This is a genomic window from Actinomadura sp. 21ATH (assembly GCF_041951345.1).
Lineage (GTDB): Bacteria > Actinomycetota > Actinomycetes > Streptosporangiales > Streptosporangiaceae > Spirillospora.
The window spans coordinates 1,087,994-1,101,997 of sequence record NZ_JBGNUR010000001.1; the positions used below are offsets into that span (position 1 = coordinate 1,087,994).

Annotated in this window: 12 protein-coding genes and 1 pseudogene; 6 read left to right on the forward strand and 7 right to left on the reverse strand. The window is 73.2% G+C overall.

What is annotated here, in order from left to right; all coding sequences use genetic code 11:
• Positions 1–9: 9 nt before the first annotated feature.
• The 3 genes from ACA361_RS05170 to sucC form a co-directional block, all read right to left on the reverse strand.
• Positions 10–1,731 carry a DUF6350 family protein gene (locus ACA361_RS05170; RefSeq protein WP_375010614.1) on the reverse strand — a complete coding sequence of 574 codons (1,722 nt, stop codon included), beginning with the start codon at positions 1,729–1,731 and terminating at the stop codon, positions 10–12.
• Positions 1,732–1,924: 193 nt separating this feature from the next.
• Positions 1,925–2,812: a succinate--CoA ligase subunit alpha gene (sucD, locus tag ACA361_RS05175; protein ID WP_375010615.1), complete on the reverse strand. Its 888-nt coding sequence runs from the start codon at positions 2,810–2,812 to the stop codon at positions 1,925–1,927.
• 2 nt (positions 2,813–2,814) lie between these two features.
• Positions 2,815–4,005, reverse strand: coding sequence for an ADP-forming succinate--CoA ligase subunit beta (sucC, locus tag ACA361_RS05180; RefSeq protein ID WP_375010616.1), 1,191 nt, complete (start codon positions 4,003–4,005; stop codon positions 2,815–2,817).
• 235 nt (positions 4,006–4,240) lie between these two features.
• Here sucC and ACA361_RS05185 point away from each other — a divergent pair.
• Together ACA361_RS05185 and ACA361_RS05190 are read left to right on the forward strand one after the other, a co-directional pair.
• Positions 4,241–4,294: pseudogene (locus tag ACA361_RS05185) on the forward strand (GlyGly-CTERM sorting domain-containing protein); the annotation flags it as partial.
• A 29-nt stretch (positions 4,295–4,323) separates the two neighbouring features.
• The gene (locus ACA361_RS05190) at positions 4,324–5,775 is read left to right on the forward strand and encodes a glycoside hydrolase family 15 protein (protein WP_375010617.1); all 1,452 of its coding nucleotides are present in this window, start codon (positions 4,324–4,326) and stop codon (positions 5,773–5,775) included.
• Between the two features lie 13 nt (positions 5,776–5,788).
• Here ACA361_RS05190 and ACA361_RS05195 read toward each other — a convergent pair whose 3' ends face one another.
• The gene (locus tag ACA361_RS05195; protein WP_375010618.1) at positions 5,789–6,559 is read right to left on the reverse strand and encodes a TSUP family transporter; all 771 of its coding nucleotides are present in this window, start codon (positions 6,557–6,559) and stop codon (positions 5,789–5,791) included.
• A 191-nt stretch (positions 6,560–6,750) separates the two neighbouring features.
• Between ACA361_RS05195 and ACA361_RS05200 the strand changes: the two genes are divergently transcribed.
• Positions 6,751–7,956 (forward strand): Tm-1-like ATP-binding domain-containing protein, encoded by a 1,206-nt coding sequence (locus tag ACA361_RS05200; RefSeq protein WP_375010619.1) that lies wholly within the window; start codon positions 6,751–6,753, stop codon positions 7,954–7,956.
• On the opposite strand, the gene ACA361_RS05205 is transcribed toward ACA361_RS05200, so the two are convergent.
• Positions 7,951–8,505 carry a GNAT family N-acetyltransferase gene (locus ACA361_RS05205; protein ID WP_375010620.1) on the reverse strand — a complete coding sequence of 185 codons (555 nt, stop codon included), beginning with the start codon at positions 8,503–8,505 and terminating at the stop codon, positions 7,951–7,953. The genes ACA361_RS05200 and ACA361_RS05205 overlap by 6 nt on opposite strands.
• Before the next feature lie 47 nt (positions 8,506–8,552).
• Here ACA361_RS05205 and ACA361_RS05210 point away from each other — a divergent pair, with 47 nt between their 5' ends.
• Positions 8,553–9,158, forward strand: a complete 606-nt coding sequence (locus tag ACA361_RS05210) for a TetR/AcrR family transcriptional regulator (RefSeq protein WP_375010621.1) — start codon at positions 8,553–8,555, stop codon at positions 9,156–9,158.
• 16 nt (positions 9,159–9,174) lie between these two features.
• On the opposite strand, the gene pcrA is transcribed toward ACA361_RS05210, so the two are convergent.
• Positions 9,175–11,436, reverse strand: coding sequence for a DNA helicase PcrA (gene pcrA / locus ACA361_RS05215; protein ID WP_375010622.1), 2,262 nt, complete (start codon positions 11,434–11,436; stop codon positions 9,175–9,177).
• A 304-nt stretch (positions 11,437–11,740) separates the two neighbouring features.
• Between pcrA and ACA361_RS05220 the strand changes: the two genes are divergently transcribed.
• Both ACA361_RS05220 and ACA361_RS05225 read left to right on the forward strand, forming a co-directional pair.
• Entirely contained in the window at positions 11,741–13,207 is a 1,467-nt protein-coding gene (locus tag ACA361_RS05220) for a hypothetical protein (protein WP_375010623.1), read from the forward strand.
• Between the two features lie 78 nt (positions 13,208–13,285).
• On the forward strand, positions 13,286–13,606 hold the full coding sequence (locus tag ACA361_RS05225; protein ID WP_375010624.1) for a hypothetical protein: 321 nt from the start codon (positions 13,286–13,288) through the stop codon (positions 13,604–13,606).
• On the opposite strand, the gene ACA361_RS05230 is transcribed toward ACA361_RS05225, so the two are convergent.
• Entirely contained in the window at positions 13,603–13,989 is a 387-nt protein-coding gene (locus ACA361_RS05230) for a PTS-dependent dihydroxyacetone kinase phosphotransferase subunit DhaM (RefSeq protein WP_375010625.1), read from the reverse strand. The genes ACA361_RS05225 and ACA361_RS05230 overlap by 4 nt on opposite strands.
• Positions 13,990–14,004: the final 15 nt, after the last annotated feature.

The window sequence follows — 14,004 nt, forward strand, 5'->3', positions numbered from 1 at the left end:
CCTATTCGCTCAGTCCTTTCGCGGGTCCTCCCTGAGGACGTAGATGGCGCCGCCGCGGTTCTCGGTGCGTCCGGGGTCCTCGCGGGGCGCGGGAACGGCGCGCTCGTCCTCGATGGCCCAGTCCGGCTCGGGCTCGGATTCCGGTTCAGGTTCGGGTTCGGGTTCGGGCGCGATCTCGTCCTCGTGGATCTCGGGCGGCGGCGCGGCGGCCCGTCCCCTGGCCTTGGCGGGCCTGCGGGGCGCGAGGATCGGCTCGGCCTCCTCGAACTCCAGCGGGTCCTCGGTGTACGGCGCGGGCCTCGGCGCCGGTGCGGGCGCGGGAGCGGGCCGTTCGGGCGCGGGCGGCGGGGCGTCGTCCTCGAACACGGGCGCGGCGAGCACCGGCGCCGCGGCCTTCCGCTTCTTCGCGGGCTTCGCGTCCTCGCCTGACCTGGCGGCCTTGCGGGCGTCGCGGCGGCGCGGGGGCCGGGCGGACGGCTCGGGCCCGGCGGCGCCGGCGGCCGCGGTACGGCGGGCGACGCGCCAGTTGGCGAGCCAGGCCACGACGGCGGCGGAGATGCCGACCTCCAGCGTCGCCAGCAGGCCCACCTGCCATGGCGAGGGGCCCACGGTCGCCATCCGGCCGCCGCCCAGGGGCCCGCCCGCCAGGGCGCTCAGGAAGGCCGTCACGGCGCCCGTGAGGGCCCCGCAGAGGAATCCCCAGAGCGGGGCCGCCTCGTACGCCGTGCTCGGCATGGCGCGGATCGTGAGGACGCCTCCGACGGCGCCGGCGAGGAACGGGGCGGCGAGGGCCACCAGCGAGATCAGCGGGGCGGGGCCGGCCTCGGGCAGCGCGGCCAGCGGCGGGAACGCGGGGATGGAGTCGAGGAAGACCCCGGACGGGGAGACGCCGGTGCCGGCGCCGACGGAGAAGCCGGGGCCGACCGCGTACGAGACGCCCCAGATGACCGCGTTGGGAAGGAAGGCCAGCTCCACCACCAGCAGCAGGATCCCGCCGACGATGCCGGGCGCGAGCGTGTCGTACACCTCGGTCGACTCGGGGACGTGCATCGCCAGCGAGGCGCCGACGAGGATCGCGCCGGCGGCCAGCAGGACGGCGGTGGCGCCGGAGACGCCGATGACGAGGGAGCGGGGGCGTTCGGGCAGCAGGTTCAGCAGGGCGCCGAGGCCGGACCTGATGCCGGGGCCGCGGGCGGCGGCCAGGGCGCGGGCGGCGCCCAGCCCGCCGGCGATCACGGCGACGGCGAGGCCGCCCGCGACCGACTCCCAGGCGGACGCGCTGACCGCGGACGAGGCGGCGGCGAGCGCGAGCAGCCCGGCGAGGATCGCGTACGGCACGGCCAGCGCGAACGCGACGCGCACCACGCCGATGCGGGGCCCGCCGGGCACCCCGGCGGCCCTGATCATCCAGCCGCCGCTGCGGTAGAGGAGCGCCCCGGGCAGGACGAGCGTGCCGAGCGGCAGCAGCCCGATCCGCCCCTGCGGCACGGAGATCCCGGCGTGGTGGGAGACCAGCCAGAGGTTCACCGCCGTGCGGAACACGCCCTGCAGGCCCGGCCCGAGGGCGGTGCGCGGGGCGGCGATCCACCCGATCAGCGTGACGGTGGTGAGCAGCGCGAGCCCGATGCCGATGCACCAGAGCGCGCCCACCAGGCCCGTCACGTACAGCGGGCGGGAGGCTCCGTCGGCCTCGCGGGAGGGTGGTTCGGGCCGTCGCCGTGTCTCGGTCACGGCGTCAATGCTGGACCACGGCGCCGCCGGGACCGGCGCGCCGGTCCGGCGTGTCGCCTTTGCGCCGGAGATCACCCCGCCGCCCGCGACCCGGCGGGCCGGCGTTCCCGGGCCTCCGGGGCCCCGGGGAACGAAAGACGCCCGGGCCGCCGGGCGGCTCGGGCGTCTTTCCGCGGAAGTCCTCTGGCCGGGGCTAGAGGTTCTTCATGATGTCCCGCATGAGGCGGGCGGTCTCGCTGGGGGTCTTGCCCACGCGGACGCCGACCTTCTCCAGGGCCTCCTTCTTGGCCTGGGCGGTGCCGGACGAGCCGGACACGATGGCGCCGGCGTGGCCCATCGTCTTGCCCTCGGGGGCGGTGAAGCCGGCGACGTAGCCGACGACCGGCTTGGTCACGTTCTGCTCGATGTAGGCCGCGGCGCGCTCCTCCGCGTCGCCGCCGATCTCACCGATCATCACGATCGCGTCGGTCTCCGGGTCCTCCTGGAACGCCTTGAGCGCGTCGATGTGGGTGGTCCCGATGATCGGGTCGCCGCCGATGCCGACGCAGGTGGAGAAGCCGATGTCGCGCAGCTCGTACATCATCTGGTACGTCAGCGTGCCCGACTTGGAGACCAGGCCGATGCGGCCGGGCGTGGTGATGTCGGCCGGGATGATGCCGGCGTTGGACTTGCCGGGGGACGCGATGCCGGGGCAGTTCGGCCCGATGATGCGGGTCTTGTTGCCCTTGGACTCGGCGTACTTCCAGAAGTAGGCCGTGTCGTGCACCGGGATGCCCTCGGTGATGACGACGCAGAGGGGGATCCCGGCGTCGACCGCCTCGACGACGGCGTCCTTGGTGAACTTCGGCGGCACGAACACCACCGACACGTCGGCGCCGGTCTCGGCCATGGCCTCGGCGACGGTCCCGAAGACGGGCAGCGCCTTGCCGTCGAAGTCGACGCTCTGGCCGGCCTTGCGGGCGTTGACGCCGCCGACGACGCTCGCGCCGGAGGCGAGCATGCGGCGGGAGTGCTTCATGCCCTCCGAGCCGGTCATGCCCTGCACGATGATCTTGCTGTTCTCGGTGAGCCAGATGGCCATTGTCATGCACCTGCCGCGGCGAGTTCGGCGGCGCGCTTGGCCGCGTCGTCCATGGTGTCGACCTGCTCGACGCCCTTCAGCGCGGCGTCGGTCAGGATCTTGCGGCCGAGTTCGGCGTTGTTGCCGTCCAGCCGGACCACCAGCGGCCGGTCGACGGTCTCGCCGCGCTCGGCGAGCAGCTTGTAGGCGGTCACGATGCCGTTGGCGACGGCGTCGCAGGCGGTGATGCCGCCGAAGACGTTGACGAAGACCGACTTGACGTCGGCGTCCGACAGGACGATCTCCAGGCTGTTGGCCATCACCTCGGCGGACGCGCCGCCGCCGATGTCGAGGAAGTTCGCCGGCTTCTGGCCACCGAACGACTCGCCGGCGTAGGAGACCACGTCCAGGGTGGACATGACCAGGCCCGCGCCGTTGCCGATGATGCCGACGCTGCCGTCGAGCTTGACGTAGTTGAGGTCCTTCTCCTTGGCCTTCGCCTCCAGCGGGTCGGCGGCGGCCTTGTCGTGCAGGGCCTCGTGCGACTCCTGCCGGAAGCCGGCGTTGTCGTCGAGGGTGACCTTGCCGTCCAGCGCCTTGACCTCGCCGCCGGCGGTGAGGATCAGCGGATTGACCTCGACGAGGGTGGCGTCCTCGTCGGTGAAGACCGCCCACAGCCGCTCGATCAGCTCGGCGGCGCCGTCCTGGGCCTTCTCCGGCAGCCGGCCGGCGACGGCGATCTCCTTGGCCTTGGCCCGGTCCACGCCGTCCAGGGCGGAGATGTCGACCTTGGCGACGGCGTCGGGGTTGGTCGCGGCGACCTCCTCGATCTCCATGCCGCCCTCGGCGGAGCAGATCGAGAGGAAGGTGCGGTTCGCGCGGTCGAGCAGGAAGGAGAAGTAGTACTCCTCCGCGATCGCGCTGCCTTCCTCGACGAGGACCTTGTGGACCGTGTGGCCCTTGATGTCCATGCCGAGGATCTGGCCGGCGAGGGCTTCCGCCTCGCCGGCGTCGTCGGCCAGCTTCACGCCGCCGGCCTTGCCGCGGCCGCCGGTCAAGACCTGGGCCTTGACGACGACCTTCGAGCTCCCCGCGGCGAAGAGTTCTTCCGCGATGGCCCGGGCTTCCTGGGGAGTATGGGCGACCTTGCCGGTGGGCACCGGTACCCCGTACTCGGCGAAGAGTTCCTTCGCCTGATGTTCGAACAGGTCCACGAAGGCGTCCTTAAAACGGATCGACAGCCAATGACCGCTCAAGTGTGGTCGCACGATTGTCCGTAGGTGACGGTTTTCCGTGCGCCGGCCCACCTGGCGGTCCGCTCCGTCGATGCAGCCTAGTCTGCCTGCCTTCCTGGTCATGCCGCCGGGTCCCGCCCAGCGGTGACACTCCGATAGGCGGAGGTGGCCGGAGGGTATGCCTCTTGAGAAGGATGCCGGTTTTGCTTCCTGAGGAGGAGGATCCGTTTCGTGGTGGTTGATCTACTTAACTCCCGCTATACGGTGAACAGCGGGTAGCAGGAGAGAGAGGCGCCGGTGACCGATGATCGAATCGGGTCCCCCCGACGGGGAACGTTCCGGACGGTCTGGCGCGTCACCGCGTTGTTCCTCGCCGCCACGCTCGTCGCCACCTGCGGCGCCACGCTCCCCGACCAGGGCCGGCCCGGCTGGGGCGGGGCCGGGCTGATCGGAGGCGGCGGCTGGCCCTTCGCCGGCGACCCGGTCTCCCGCGAGGACGCCGCCGGCGCCGCGTACATCCCCGGCAGCTCCGTCCTCCGCCTCAAGAACGGCCGCGTGCAGCTCGTGCCGTTCGGGGCCGAGAGCGCCATCACCGTCGACGCGGACGACCCGCGCGTGGCCGCCGCCGTACGGTCCGACCAGGCGTGGCTGGCGCGCGGCACCGTACCGGACGGCGGCACGGCCGTCCCGGCGGACAAGCGGGCCGTCTACCGGGAGATGGCCTCGCGCGCGCTGCTCGACCTGCGGCTCCTCACGCGTCCCAACGGGGCGTCCCAGGCGTCCTGGTACGGGGCGTGGCGCTACGCCTGGCCGCGCGACTCGGCCTTCACCGCGGCCGCGTTCGTCATGGCGGGCCACAACAGCGAGGCGCGGCGGGTGCTGCGGTTCCTGGCCCGCGTGCAGACCGACGAAGGGCTCTGGGCGGCCCGCTACCACCCCGACGGCACCGCCGTGGTGGACGGCCGGGAGCCGCAGCTCGACTCGCTCGGCTGGGTGCTGTGGGCGAGCTGGTTCTTCCACGCGCAGGCTCCCGAGGCCGCCGCCGAGCTGCCCGAACTGTGGAGGATGATCGAGCGCGCCGCGAACCACCTGGCCGAGTCGCTCGACGTGGAAGGGCTCCCGCCGCCGTCCTCCGACTACTGGGAGCGCGCCCCCGACACCGAGGAGGACCCGCGCCGCCCCACGCTGGGCGTCGTCGGGCCCGTCCTGGCGGGCCTGCGCTCGGCCGCCTCGTTCGCCCAGGGGACGGGCCGCACGAAGAAGGCGTACGACTGGCAGAGGGCCGCGCACCGGCTGGCCGCGGCGGTGGACCGGCAGTTCGCGCCGTACGGCTACCCGCGCTCCCCGATCAAGGACGGCCTGATGGACACGTCCGTGACGTTCATCGCACCGCCGTTCGCCCCGGCCGAACCGGGGGTGACCGCCGCGATCGCCGACGCCGTCGAGCGCCAGACCCTCCCGAACGGCGGCGTCCTGCCGGGCGAGCGCTGGTCGGGCGACCCGGACACGGCCTGGACGCCGGAAGTGGCGCTTTTCACTCTGTCCGACGCCGCCTCCGGCCGCCCGGACGCCGCCGTGTCCCGCCTGGACTGGCTGGCCGCGCACCGCACGAACCTGGGCGTCCTGCCGGAGAAGGTGGACGAGCACGGGGACGCCGCGTCGGTGGCGCCCCTCGGCTGGACGGCCTCGCTCGTGCTGCTGTCGCTGGCGGCGCTGGAGCACCCGCTGCCCGTGCCTCCGGCGCGCTAGAGGGGGCCGCGCGCTAGGCGAGGAACTGCTCGTACCCCAGCTTGATCACCAGCGCGACCACCACGACCAGCAGCACCACCCGGACGAAGCCCGCACCCCGGTTGATCGCCATCCGGGCGCCGGCCTGCGCTCCGACGATGTTGCAGACCGCCATGGCCAGGCCGATCGCCCACAGGATCTGGCCCTGCATCCCGAAGACCAGCAGCGCGCCGAGGTTGGTGGCGGTGTTGATGATCTTGGCGTTGGCGGAGGCGTTGACGAAGTCGGTGCCCAGCAGGGTGGTGAACGTGATGACGAGGAACGTTCCAGTCCCCGGCCCGATCAGCCCGTCGTAGAAGGCGATGGCCAGCCCCGGCACGAGCACCGCCGCCGCGGTCCGCCGCCGGGTCCGCAGCACCGGCCGGGGGACGCGGCCGAGGTCGGGCTTGAGCACGACGATCGCGGCGACCGCCAGCAGCACCACCATGATGATCGGCTTCAGCGCCGCCGAGGAGATCGCGGCGGCGCACAGCGCGCCCGCCGCCGCGCCGGCCACGGCGATCCCGGCGCCGGGCAGCGCGACCGGAAGGTCCGGCTTGGCCTTGCGGAGGTAGGCGACCGCCGCCGACGACGTCCCGGCGATCGAGGCGAGCTTGTTGGTGGCGAGGGCGCTGGCCACCGGCGCGCCCGGGTTGAGCAGCATCAGCGCGGGCAGCTGGATGAGCCCTCCCCCGCCCACGACCGCGTCCACCCAGCCGGCGGCCAGTGCGGCGAGCAGCAGCAGGCATACCTGCTCCACGTCCAAGGGGGCTCCCAGGGGGTCTCAAGGGGCGGCGGGGGACGACACGCGTAAGGAGTCAAACGAATGTCGCGACTGAACCTACTCGCTGCGCGCCGCGCACCTGCTGACCGGGTTAGCCCGGAACACCGCGACGTGAGGTAACTGGGTCGATGCGGCCGATTGTCGGGGCGGCCCCGGATGCCAACAGTGCTGATATGCCTGTTGTGGTACTGATCGGTATGTTGGACGCCCAGGGCCCGGAGTACGCGTGGGTCCGCGACCGCCTCGAAGCCGTCGGCACCGAGGTCACGCTCGTCGACACCGGCGTACAGGGCCCGCCCCGGGCGGTTCCCGACATCACCCGCGAGGACGTCGCGCTGGCGGCCGGCGCCGATCTGGACGAGACGGGCGACGAGGATGACCGGATCCGGACGATGGCCCGCGGCGCCGCCGAGATCGCCGGCCGGCTGCTCCGGGCCGGGCGGCTGCACGGCGTCCTCGCGATCGGCGGCCCCGGCTCGGCCGTTCCGACCACCGCGATGCGGGCGCTCCCGGCGGGCGTGCCGAAGCTGATGGTGTCGAGCATGGCCGCCGACGACCCGTCCGCGTTCGTCGGCGTCCCCGGCCTCACGCTCATGTACAGCGTCGTCGACATCGCCGGCGTGACCGGCGTCTCGTCCCGGGTGCTGGCCAGCGCCGCCGCCGCCATCGCCGGCCTGGCCACCGGCTACGCCGCGGGCCGGCCCGGCACCGCGGGCGGCCCGCCCATCGTCGCCGCCACCGCCGCCGGGGCCACCGCGCCCGGCGTCGGCGCCGCGCGCGAGCTGCTCGACATCCTCGGGTACGACGTGCTGGCCTTCCACGGCACCGCCGCGTACGAGGCGGCGGCCGGCGGCGGCAGGCTGGCCGCCGCCCTCGACGCGACCCTGCTCGACCTGTCCGCCGAACTCCTCGGCGGCCTGCGCCCGGCCGCCCCCGGCCGGCTCACCGCCGCCGTGCGGGCGGGCCTCCCCCAGGTCGTCGCGCCCGGCGGCCTCGACATGGCCGAGTTCGCCCCCGGCCACGAGCCGGGACGCCGCGTGCACCTGCGCGAGGACGGCGTCACCCTGCTCCGCACCACGCCCCTGGAGGCCGCCGAGCTGGGCCGCCGCGTCGCCGCCCGGCTCCGCGACGCCGTCGCCCCCACCGCGCTGTACGTGCCGCTGCGGGGCCTGTCCGGGCTCAGCGCGCCCGGGGGCCCGTTCCACGACCCGGTGGCCGACGAGGCCCTCTTCGCGGCCCTGCGCGAGGGCCTGGACGGCTCGGCCGTCGAGGTCCACGAGATGGACGCCCACCTGAACGACCCGGCGTTCGGCCGCGCGATGGCCGACCACCTGCACACGATGCTCACCCGCGTGCCGGTGATCCGCGCCGCCTCATGACGCCTGAGCGGCCCGCCACTCGCTCGCCAGCATCGACCAGATCTGCACGCCGCGGCGCTCCCCGTCCATGACGAACGCCTCGCGCAGCGTCCCCTCGCAGGTGAAGCCGAGGCGCTTCGCGGTCGCGACGCTGGGGCCGTTCTCGGGGTCGCAGTGCCACTCCACCCGGGCCATGCCGCGCTCCCCGACCGCCCACTCGATCATGTGCCGGACCGCCGCGGACACCAGCCCGCGGCGCCGCCCCGACCGGCCCATCCAGACGCCGACCTCGCAGTTGCCCATGGCGGGGTCGAACGTGCGGAACACCGTCCCGCCGGTGAGCACGCCGTCGACCCAGATGCCGTAGATGCGCCCCGCGTCCGAGGCCAGCCGGGTCGCGTACAGCTCCAGCAGGGCGCGCGCCGAGTCGGTGTCCGTCACCGTGGCCGCCCACGGGATCCACGGCGAGATGTCGTCGCGGACCCGGTCGACGTGCGCGGCGAACTCCGCCGCCTGCCACGGCTCCAGCGGCCGCATCTCGACCCCGTGCCCCAGCTGAAGAGCGAACATGCGACCCCCTAGGTACGTACCAAACGTTCGTTATGTACTATAGCCGGATGCCCGCACGAGGTGATCACGAGGCTCGCCGCCGGGACGTCTCCGAGGCCGTCTGGCGCGTCCTGGCCGCCCGCGGCTTCGACGGCCTCACCCTGCGCGCCGTCGCCGCCGAGATGGGCGCCTCGACCGGGCTGCTCACCCACTACTTCCCGAACAAGAAGGCGCTGATCGTCCACGCCCTCGACATCGCCGAGGAGCGGACCCGCGCGGTCGATCCCGAGAGCGCGCCCGAGCCCGGCCTGCCCGCCCTCCGCGCCGCGCTGCTGCACGTCCTGCCGGCCACGCCCGAGTCGGTCGTCCTGAACCGCGTCTGGGTCAGCTCGTGGGACGCCTCGCTCGGCGACCCGGAACTGAGCGCCCGGCAGACCGCCCGCTACGCGAACTGGCGGTCCCGGCTGCGGCCCCACGTCGACGAGGCGATCGCGCGCGGCGAGCTGCCGGCCGGCGACGCCGACGGGACGGTCGCGACCGCCGCCGCGTTCACCCACGGGCTGGTCGTCCAGGCCCTCTTCGACCCGGACCTCTTCCCGCCGGACCGGCTGGCCGCGCTCCTGGACGCGTTCCTGGCCTCCCTCGCCGCCCCGCGGCCGGAACAGGCCACCTGACCGGCCCGGAGACGGGTCAGAGCTTCTCGACGGGCGCGTAGCGCAGCACGAGGCGGTGGACGCCGTACTCGCGGCCGAAGTCGATGCTGGCGGCGGCCTTCTCGCCCGCGCCGTCGACGGTGACCACGGTGCCGAGGCCGAACGAGTCGTGCGTGACCTTGTCGCCCGGCGACAGCGCCGGCACGGCCCGGTTGCCCGGCGACTTCACGCCCGGGCGGACGGCCAGCCGGGACGACGCCGACCCGGAGATCGAGGACGCCTCCCGCTCCCACTCCAGCAGCGGGCCGGGGACCTCGCCCAGGAAGCGGGACGGCGGGTTGACCTGAGGGGCGCCCCACGAGCTGCGCATGGTCGCGCGGGTCAGGTAGAGGCGCTGCCGGGCGCGGGTGATGCCCACGTACGCCAGGCGGCGCTCCTCCTCCAGCTCCTTGGGGTTGCTCATGGCGCGCAGGTGCGGGAAGACGCCGTCCTCCATGCCGGTGAGGAACACCACCGGGAACTCCAGGCCCTTGGCCGTGTGCAGGGTCATCAGCGTGACGACGCCCTGGTCGGTCTCCTCCGGCTGCTCGCCGGGCGGAACGGGGTTGCCCTTGGCGCCGCCCGGGATGGAGTCGGCGTCGGCGACCAGCGCGACCTGCTCCAGGAAGTCGGGCAGCCGGCCCTCGGCGGACGCACCGTCGAGGCGCTCCTCGAACTCGCGGGCGACGGCCTCCAGCTCGTGCAGGTTCTCGATGCGGGTCTCGTCCTGCGGGTCCTTGGACGCCTGGAGCTCGGCCATGTAGCCGCTCTGGGCGAGGACCCGCTCCACGAGCGCGGCCGGGGTGAGGGACTCCGCGGCGGCGCGCAGCTCGTCCAGCATCGCGACGAACTCGCGGACGGAGTTGATCGAGCGGGTGGCCATCCCCGGGACGTCCTCGGGGGCGCGCAGCGCCTGCCAGAACGAGATCCGCTCGCGCGACGCGTACGCCTCCACGCACGCCTCGGCGCGGTCGCCGATGCCGCGCCGCGGGACGTTCAGGATGCGGCGCAGCGAGACGGTGTCCTCGGGGTTGGCGAGGACGCGCAGGTAGGCCAGCAGGTCGCGGACCTCCTTGCGCTCGTAGAAGCGGACGCCGCCGACGACCTTGTACGGCAGGCCGACGCGGATGAACACTTCCTCGAAGACGCGGGACTGGGCGTTGGTGCGGTAGAAGACCGCGACGTCGCCGGGACGCGTGCCGCCCTCGTCGGTGAGCTTGTCGACCTCGTGCGCGACGAACGCGGCCTCGTCGTGCTCGTTGTCCGCCACATATCCGACGATCTTGTGGCCCTCGCCCTGGTCGGACCAGAGCTTCTTGGGCTTGCGGTCGGCGTTCCGCTCGATCACCGCGTTGGCCGCCGACAGGATCGTCTGCGTGGAGCGGTAGTTCTGCTCCAGCAGGATCGTGGTGGCCTCGGGGTAGTCGCGCTCGAACTCCAGGATGTTGCGGATCGTGGCGCCGCGGAACGCGTAGATCGACTGGTCGGCGTCGCCGACGACGCACAGCTCGGCCGCGCCGACGCCCTCGACCGGCGCGGTCAGCTCGCGGACCAGCTCGTACTGCGCGTGGTTGGTGTCCTGGTACTCGTCCACCAGCACGTGCCGGAACCGGCGCCGGTAGTGCTCGGCCGCCTCCGGGAACACCTGGAGGAGGTTGACCGTCATCATGATCAGGTCGTCGAAGTCCATCGCGCCGGCCTGCTGGAGCCGCGCCTGGTACATCTCGTACGCCTCGGCGAGCGTCTGCTCCATGTGCGTGGACGCCCGGTCCTTGTACGTCTCGTAGTCGATCAGCTCGTTCTTGAGATTGCTGACCTGGGCCGAGAACGACTTGGGCGGGTAGCGCTTGGGGTCGAGGTCCAGCTCCCGGCAGACCAGCGCCATCAGCCGCTGCGCGTCCGCCTGGTCGTAGATCGAGAAGCTGGTCGGGAAGCCCAGCCGCTTGGCCTCGCGGCGCAGGATCCGCACGCACGCCGAGTGGAACGTCATCACCCACATCGCGCGCGACCGCGGGCCCACCAGCGCGTCGACCCGTTCCTTCATCTCGGCCGCGGCCTTGTTGGTGAAGGTGATCGCCAGGATCTGGCCGGGATGGACGTCCCGCTCGCCGAGCAGGTGGGCGATCCGATGGGTGAGCACGCGGGTCTTGCCCGAACCGGCGCCCGCGACGATCAGCAGCGGGCCGCCGGAGTGCAGGACGGCGTCGCGCTGCTGCGGGTTGAGGCCGTCGAGCAGGGAGTGGGCTTCGGTCTTCGACATCAGGGGTGAGTCTACGGCGCCGCCACGACACTCGGGTCGCGGCGCGGAACGGGGCGTGCGCAGGCCGGAACCGGACAACCGGCCGGAACCGGCCCGGGGGCGGCACGGTGTCCGGGTTGACTGACCTTCCTGACGAGCGGAGTGTGGGCCGCGCAGGACGGTGACGTCCATCTCCATGATCCTGAAGCGGGTTCCCGACAGCGTCTCTTGACGCGGCCCCGGGGCCACCGCCGGGATCCGTCGCGCCCGCCCTGTGCCGCGCAGGGCCAGCAGGGCCCGCGCCCGGTGACGAGAGGTGGCATCGATGACGATCCACCAGCAGGAACCGCAGATCCGGCAGGAGCGCGAGAAGGCGCCGGCGCGCGTGCGGGTGCCCGAGTCCCGCATGGAGCAGCTGCCGCCGTTCCTCCGCATGGAGGGGGCGATGCCCCAGTCCGCGCCGAGCCCGGTCCCCGTACCGGCCGCGGCGGCCGTCGGGCACCGCTTCCTGATCTACAAGCAGGACCCGTCGGTCACCGAGCTCGGCGTGCGGGTCACGTACGTGCCGTCGGTGGTCCTGAACGGGCCGGCCGACGCGCGCATCACCACCGAGCTCGCGGGCGTGACCCCGGTCGCCCGCAACGTCAACGGCGACTTCATCTTCCCGCCGAACACGCCGCAGTTCGACTGCGAGCACACGTTCGCCGTCGTCCGGCAGACGCTGACGATGTACGAGCGGCACCACGGCGCCCCGATCCGGTTCGCCTGGAACATCGGCGGCAACACCGACCGGATCACCGTGCACCCGCGGGCGGGCGTGGACCGCAACGCGTTCTACAGCCGTACGGCCAAGGTCCTGAAGTTCTTCTTCTTCACGCCGGCGAACCAGACCCAGCAGGTCTTCACGTGCCGCTCGCTCGACATCGCGGCGCACGAGATGGGTCACGCGATCCTGGACGGCCTCAAGCCCGGCTGGCTGGGCGCGGCCAACCCGCCGCAGACGGGCGGGCTGCACGAGGCGTTCGGCGACCTGACCGCGGTGTTCCTCACGCTGTCGCAGCCGGACCAGGCCGAGGCGCTGGTGGCGCTGACCCGCGCCAACCTGCACGACAAGAACTTCCTGTCGGCGGTGGCCGAGGAGTTCGGCAAGGCCGCGCTGAACCGCGACTACGGGCTCCGCAACGCCGACAACGACCTCAGGCTCAGCCAGGTCGGCAACGAGGTGCACGACATCTCGCAGGTGTTCACCGGCGCGGTCTACGACATCCTCGCCGACATCTACGCCTTCGAGTGCCGCCGCCGGTCCGGCCGCCGGGACCACACCCTGCTGCTGATCGAGGTCGCCGACAAGCTGTGCAAGCTGCTGCTGGACGCGATCATCGCGGCGCCGGCGGTGGGCGCGACGTACGTGGACGTGGCCAACAAGATGCTGCAGATCTCGGCCCAGCGCCAGGAGCCGGCGATCTACCGCACGTTCATCCGGAACCGGTTCGCGGTCCGGGAGATCACGACGGCCGCGACGCCGCTGACGGACCTGATGAGCGGCCGGATGGACCTCGCCAACGCCGAGTACACCGGGAACGGCTCCGACGTGACCGAGGTGGAGGCGTACGACGAGCACTCGGCCAGCCTGCGCGCCGAGCAGTACCGGGCGCGGTGCTGCGGCACCATGCAGATGCCCGAGTACCTGGTCGTGGACCCCGACAAGCTCAACAAGGGCGGCGCGCTGGAGGACGACGACATCCTGCGGCACGAGCTGGACGAGCTGCGCCGCGCCTTCTCGAAGCAGTAGGCCGAGCGGTAGATCGCGCCCTGCCGGGCAGGATGGCCGCACCCGACGAAGCGAGGCGACCATGCCAGTGGTTCGAGCATGAGCGAGGCCGACCTGGACGTGACGGTCGAGCGGATCGGCGGCCTGACGGGGCGGGCGACGGTGGTCGCGCGGTACGGGACCGCGGACCTGCCGGAGCCGGAGGCGGCCCGGATCCGGGCGGCGGTGGAGTCGCTGGCCGCGGCGCGCGAGCGCGGCGCGGCCGGCGAGATCGGCGCCGACCTGCCCGGGTACCGGGTGTCGGTGGGCGGCCAGGGCGACGCCGCCCCCCGGGTCTTCGAGGTCCGCGGGGATCCCTCCGCGGACCTCGGCGGCCCCCTGAAGACCCTTCTCGCCCCCGGCGACCCGGACTCCGCCTAGCTCTTGCGGTGTTCGTAGGCGGATTCGGCGGCCGCCACCACGGCGCCCAGGTCGGCGCCCATGGCGGCGGTCGAGGCCGCCGCCACCGCGCCCTCGACCAGGGGCGCGTCCGCGAGGACGACGTCGCCCTCGGCCTCGTCGACGACGAGCCTGGCCGTCATCACCGAGCTGCCGATGTCGGCGATGAGCACGATGGGCCCGGCGCCGGCGGCCCTGGCGCGTTCCACCGCGTCCTCGACCACCTCGATGCCCGTCCCCATGCCGCCGTCGGCGGTGCCGCCCGCGGGTTCGGCGATCGCCTTGCCGACGCCCATCGTGCGGGCGAGTTCGGCGGCGCCCTCCGCGAGCGTCCTGCTGTGCGAGATCAGCACGATCCCGACCATGTGGTCCTCCCCCTT

Coding starts and splice junctions, on each gene's coding strand:
- sucD (WP_375010615.1), bottom strand. CDS start 2,812: ATGGCCATCTGGCTCACCGAGAACAGCAAGATCATCGTGCAGGGCATG.
- ACA361_RS05200 (WP_375010619.1), top strand. CDS start 6,751: ATGCCTGTTGTGGTACTGATCGGTATGTTGGACGCCCAGGGCCCGGAG.
- ACA361_RS05205 (WP_375010620.1), bottom strand. CDS start 8,505: ATGTTCGCTCTTCAGCTGGGGCACGGGGTCGAGATGCGGCCGCTGGAG.
- ACA361_RS05210 (WP_375010621.1), top strand. CDS start 8,553: ATGCCCGCACGAGGTGATCACGAGGCTCGCCGCCGGGACGTCTCCGAG.
- pcrA (WP_375010622.1), bottom strand. CDS start 11,436: ATGTCGAAGACCGAAGCCCACTCCCTGCTCGACGGCCTCAACCCGCAG.
- ACA361_RS05220 (WP_375010623.1), top strand. CDS start 11,741: ATGACGATCCACCAGCAGGAACCGCAGATCCGGCAGGAGCGCGAGAAG.
- ACA361_RS05225 (WP_375010624.1), top strand. CDS start 13,286: ATGAGCGAGGCCGACCTGGACGTGACGGTCGAGCGGATCGGCGGCCTG.
- ACA361_RS05230 (WP_375010625.1), bottom strand. CDS start 13,989: ATGGTCGGGATCGTGCTGATCTCGCACAGCAGGACGCTCGCGGAGGGC.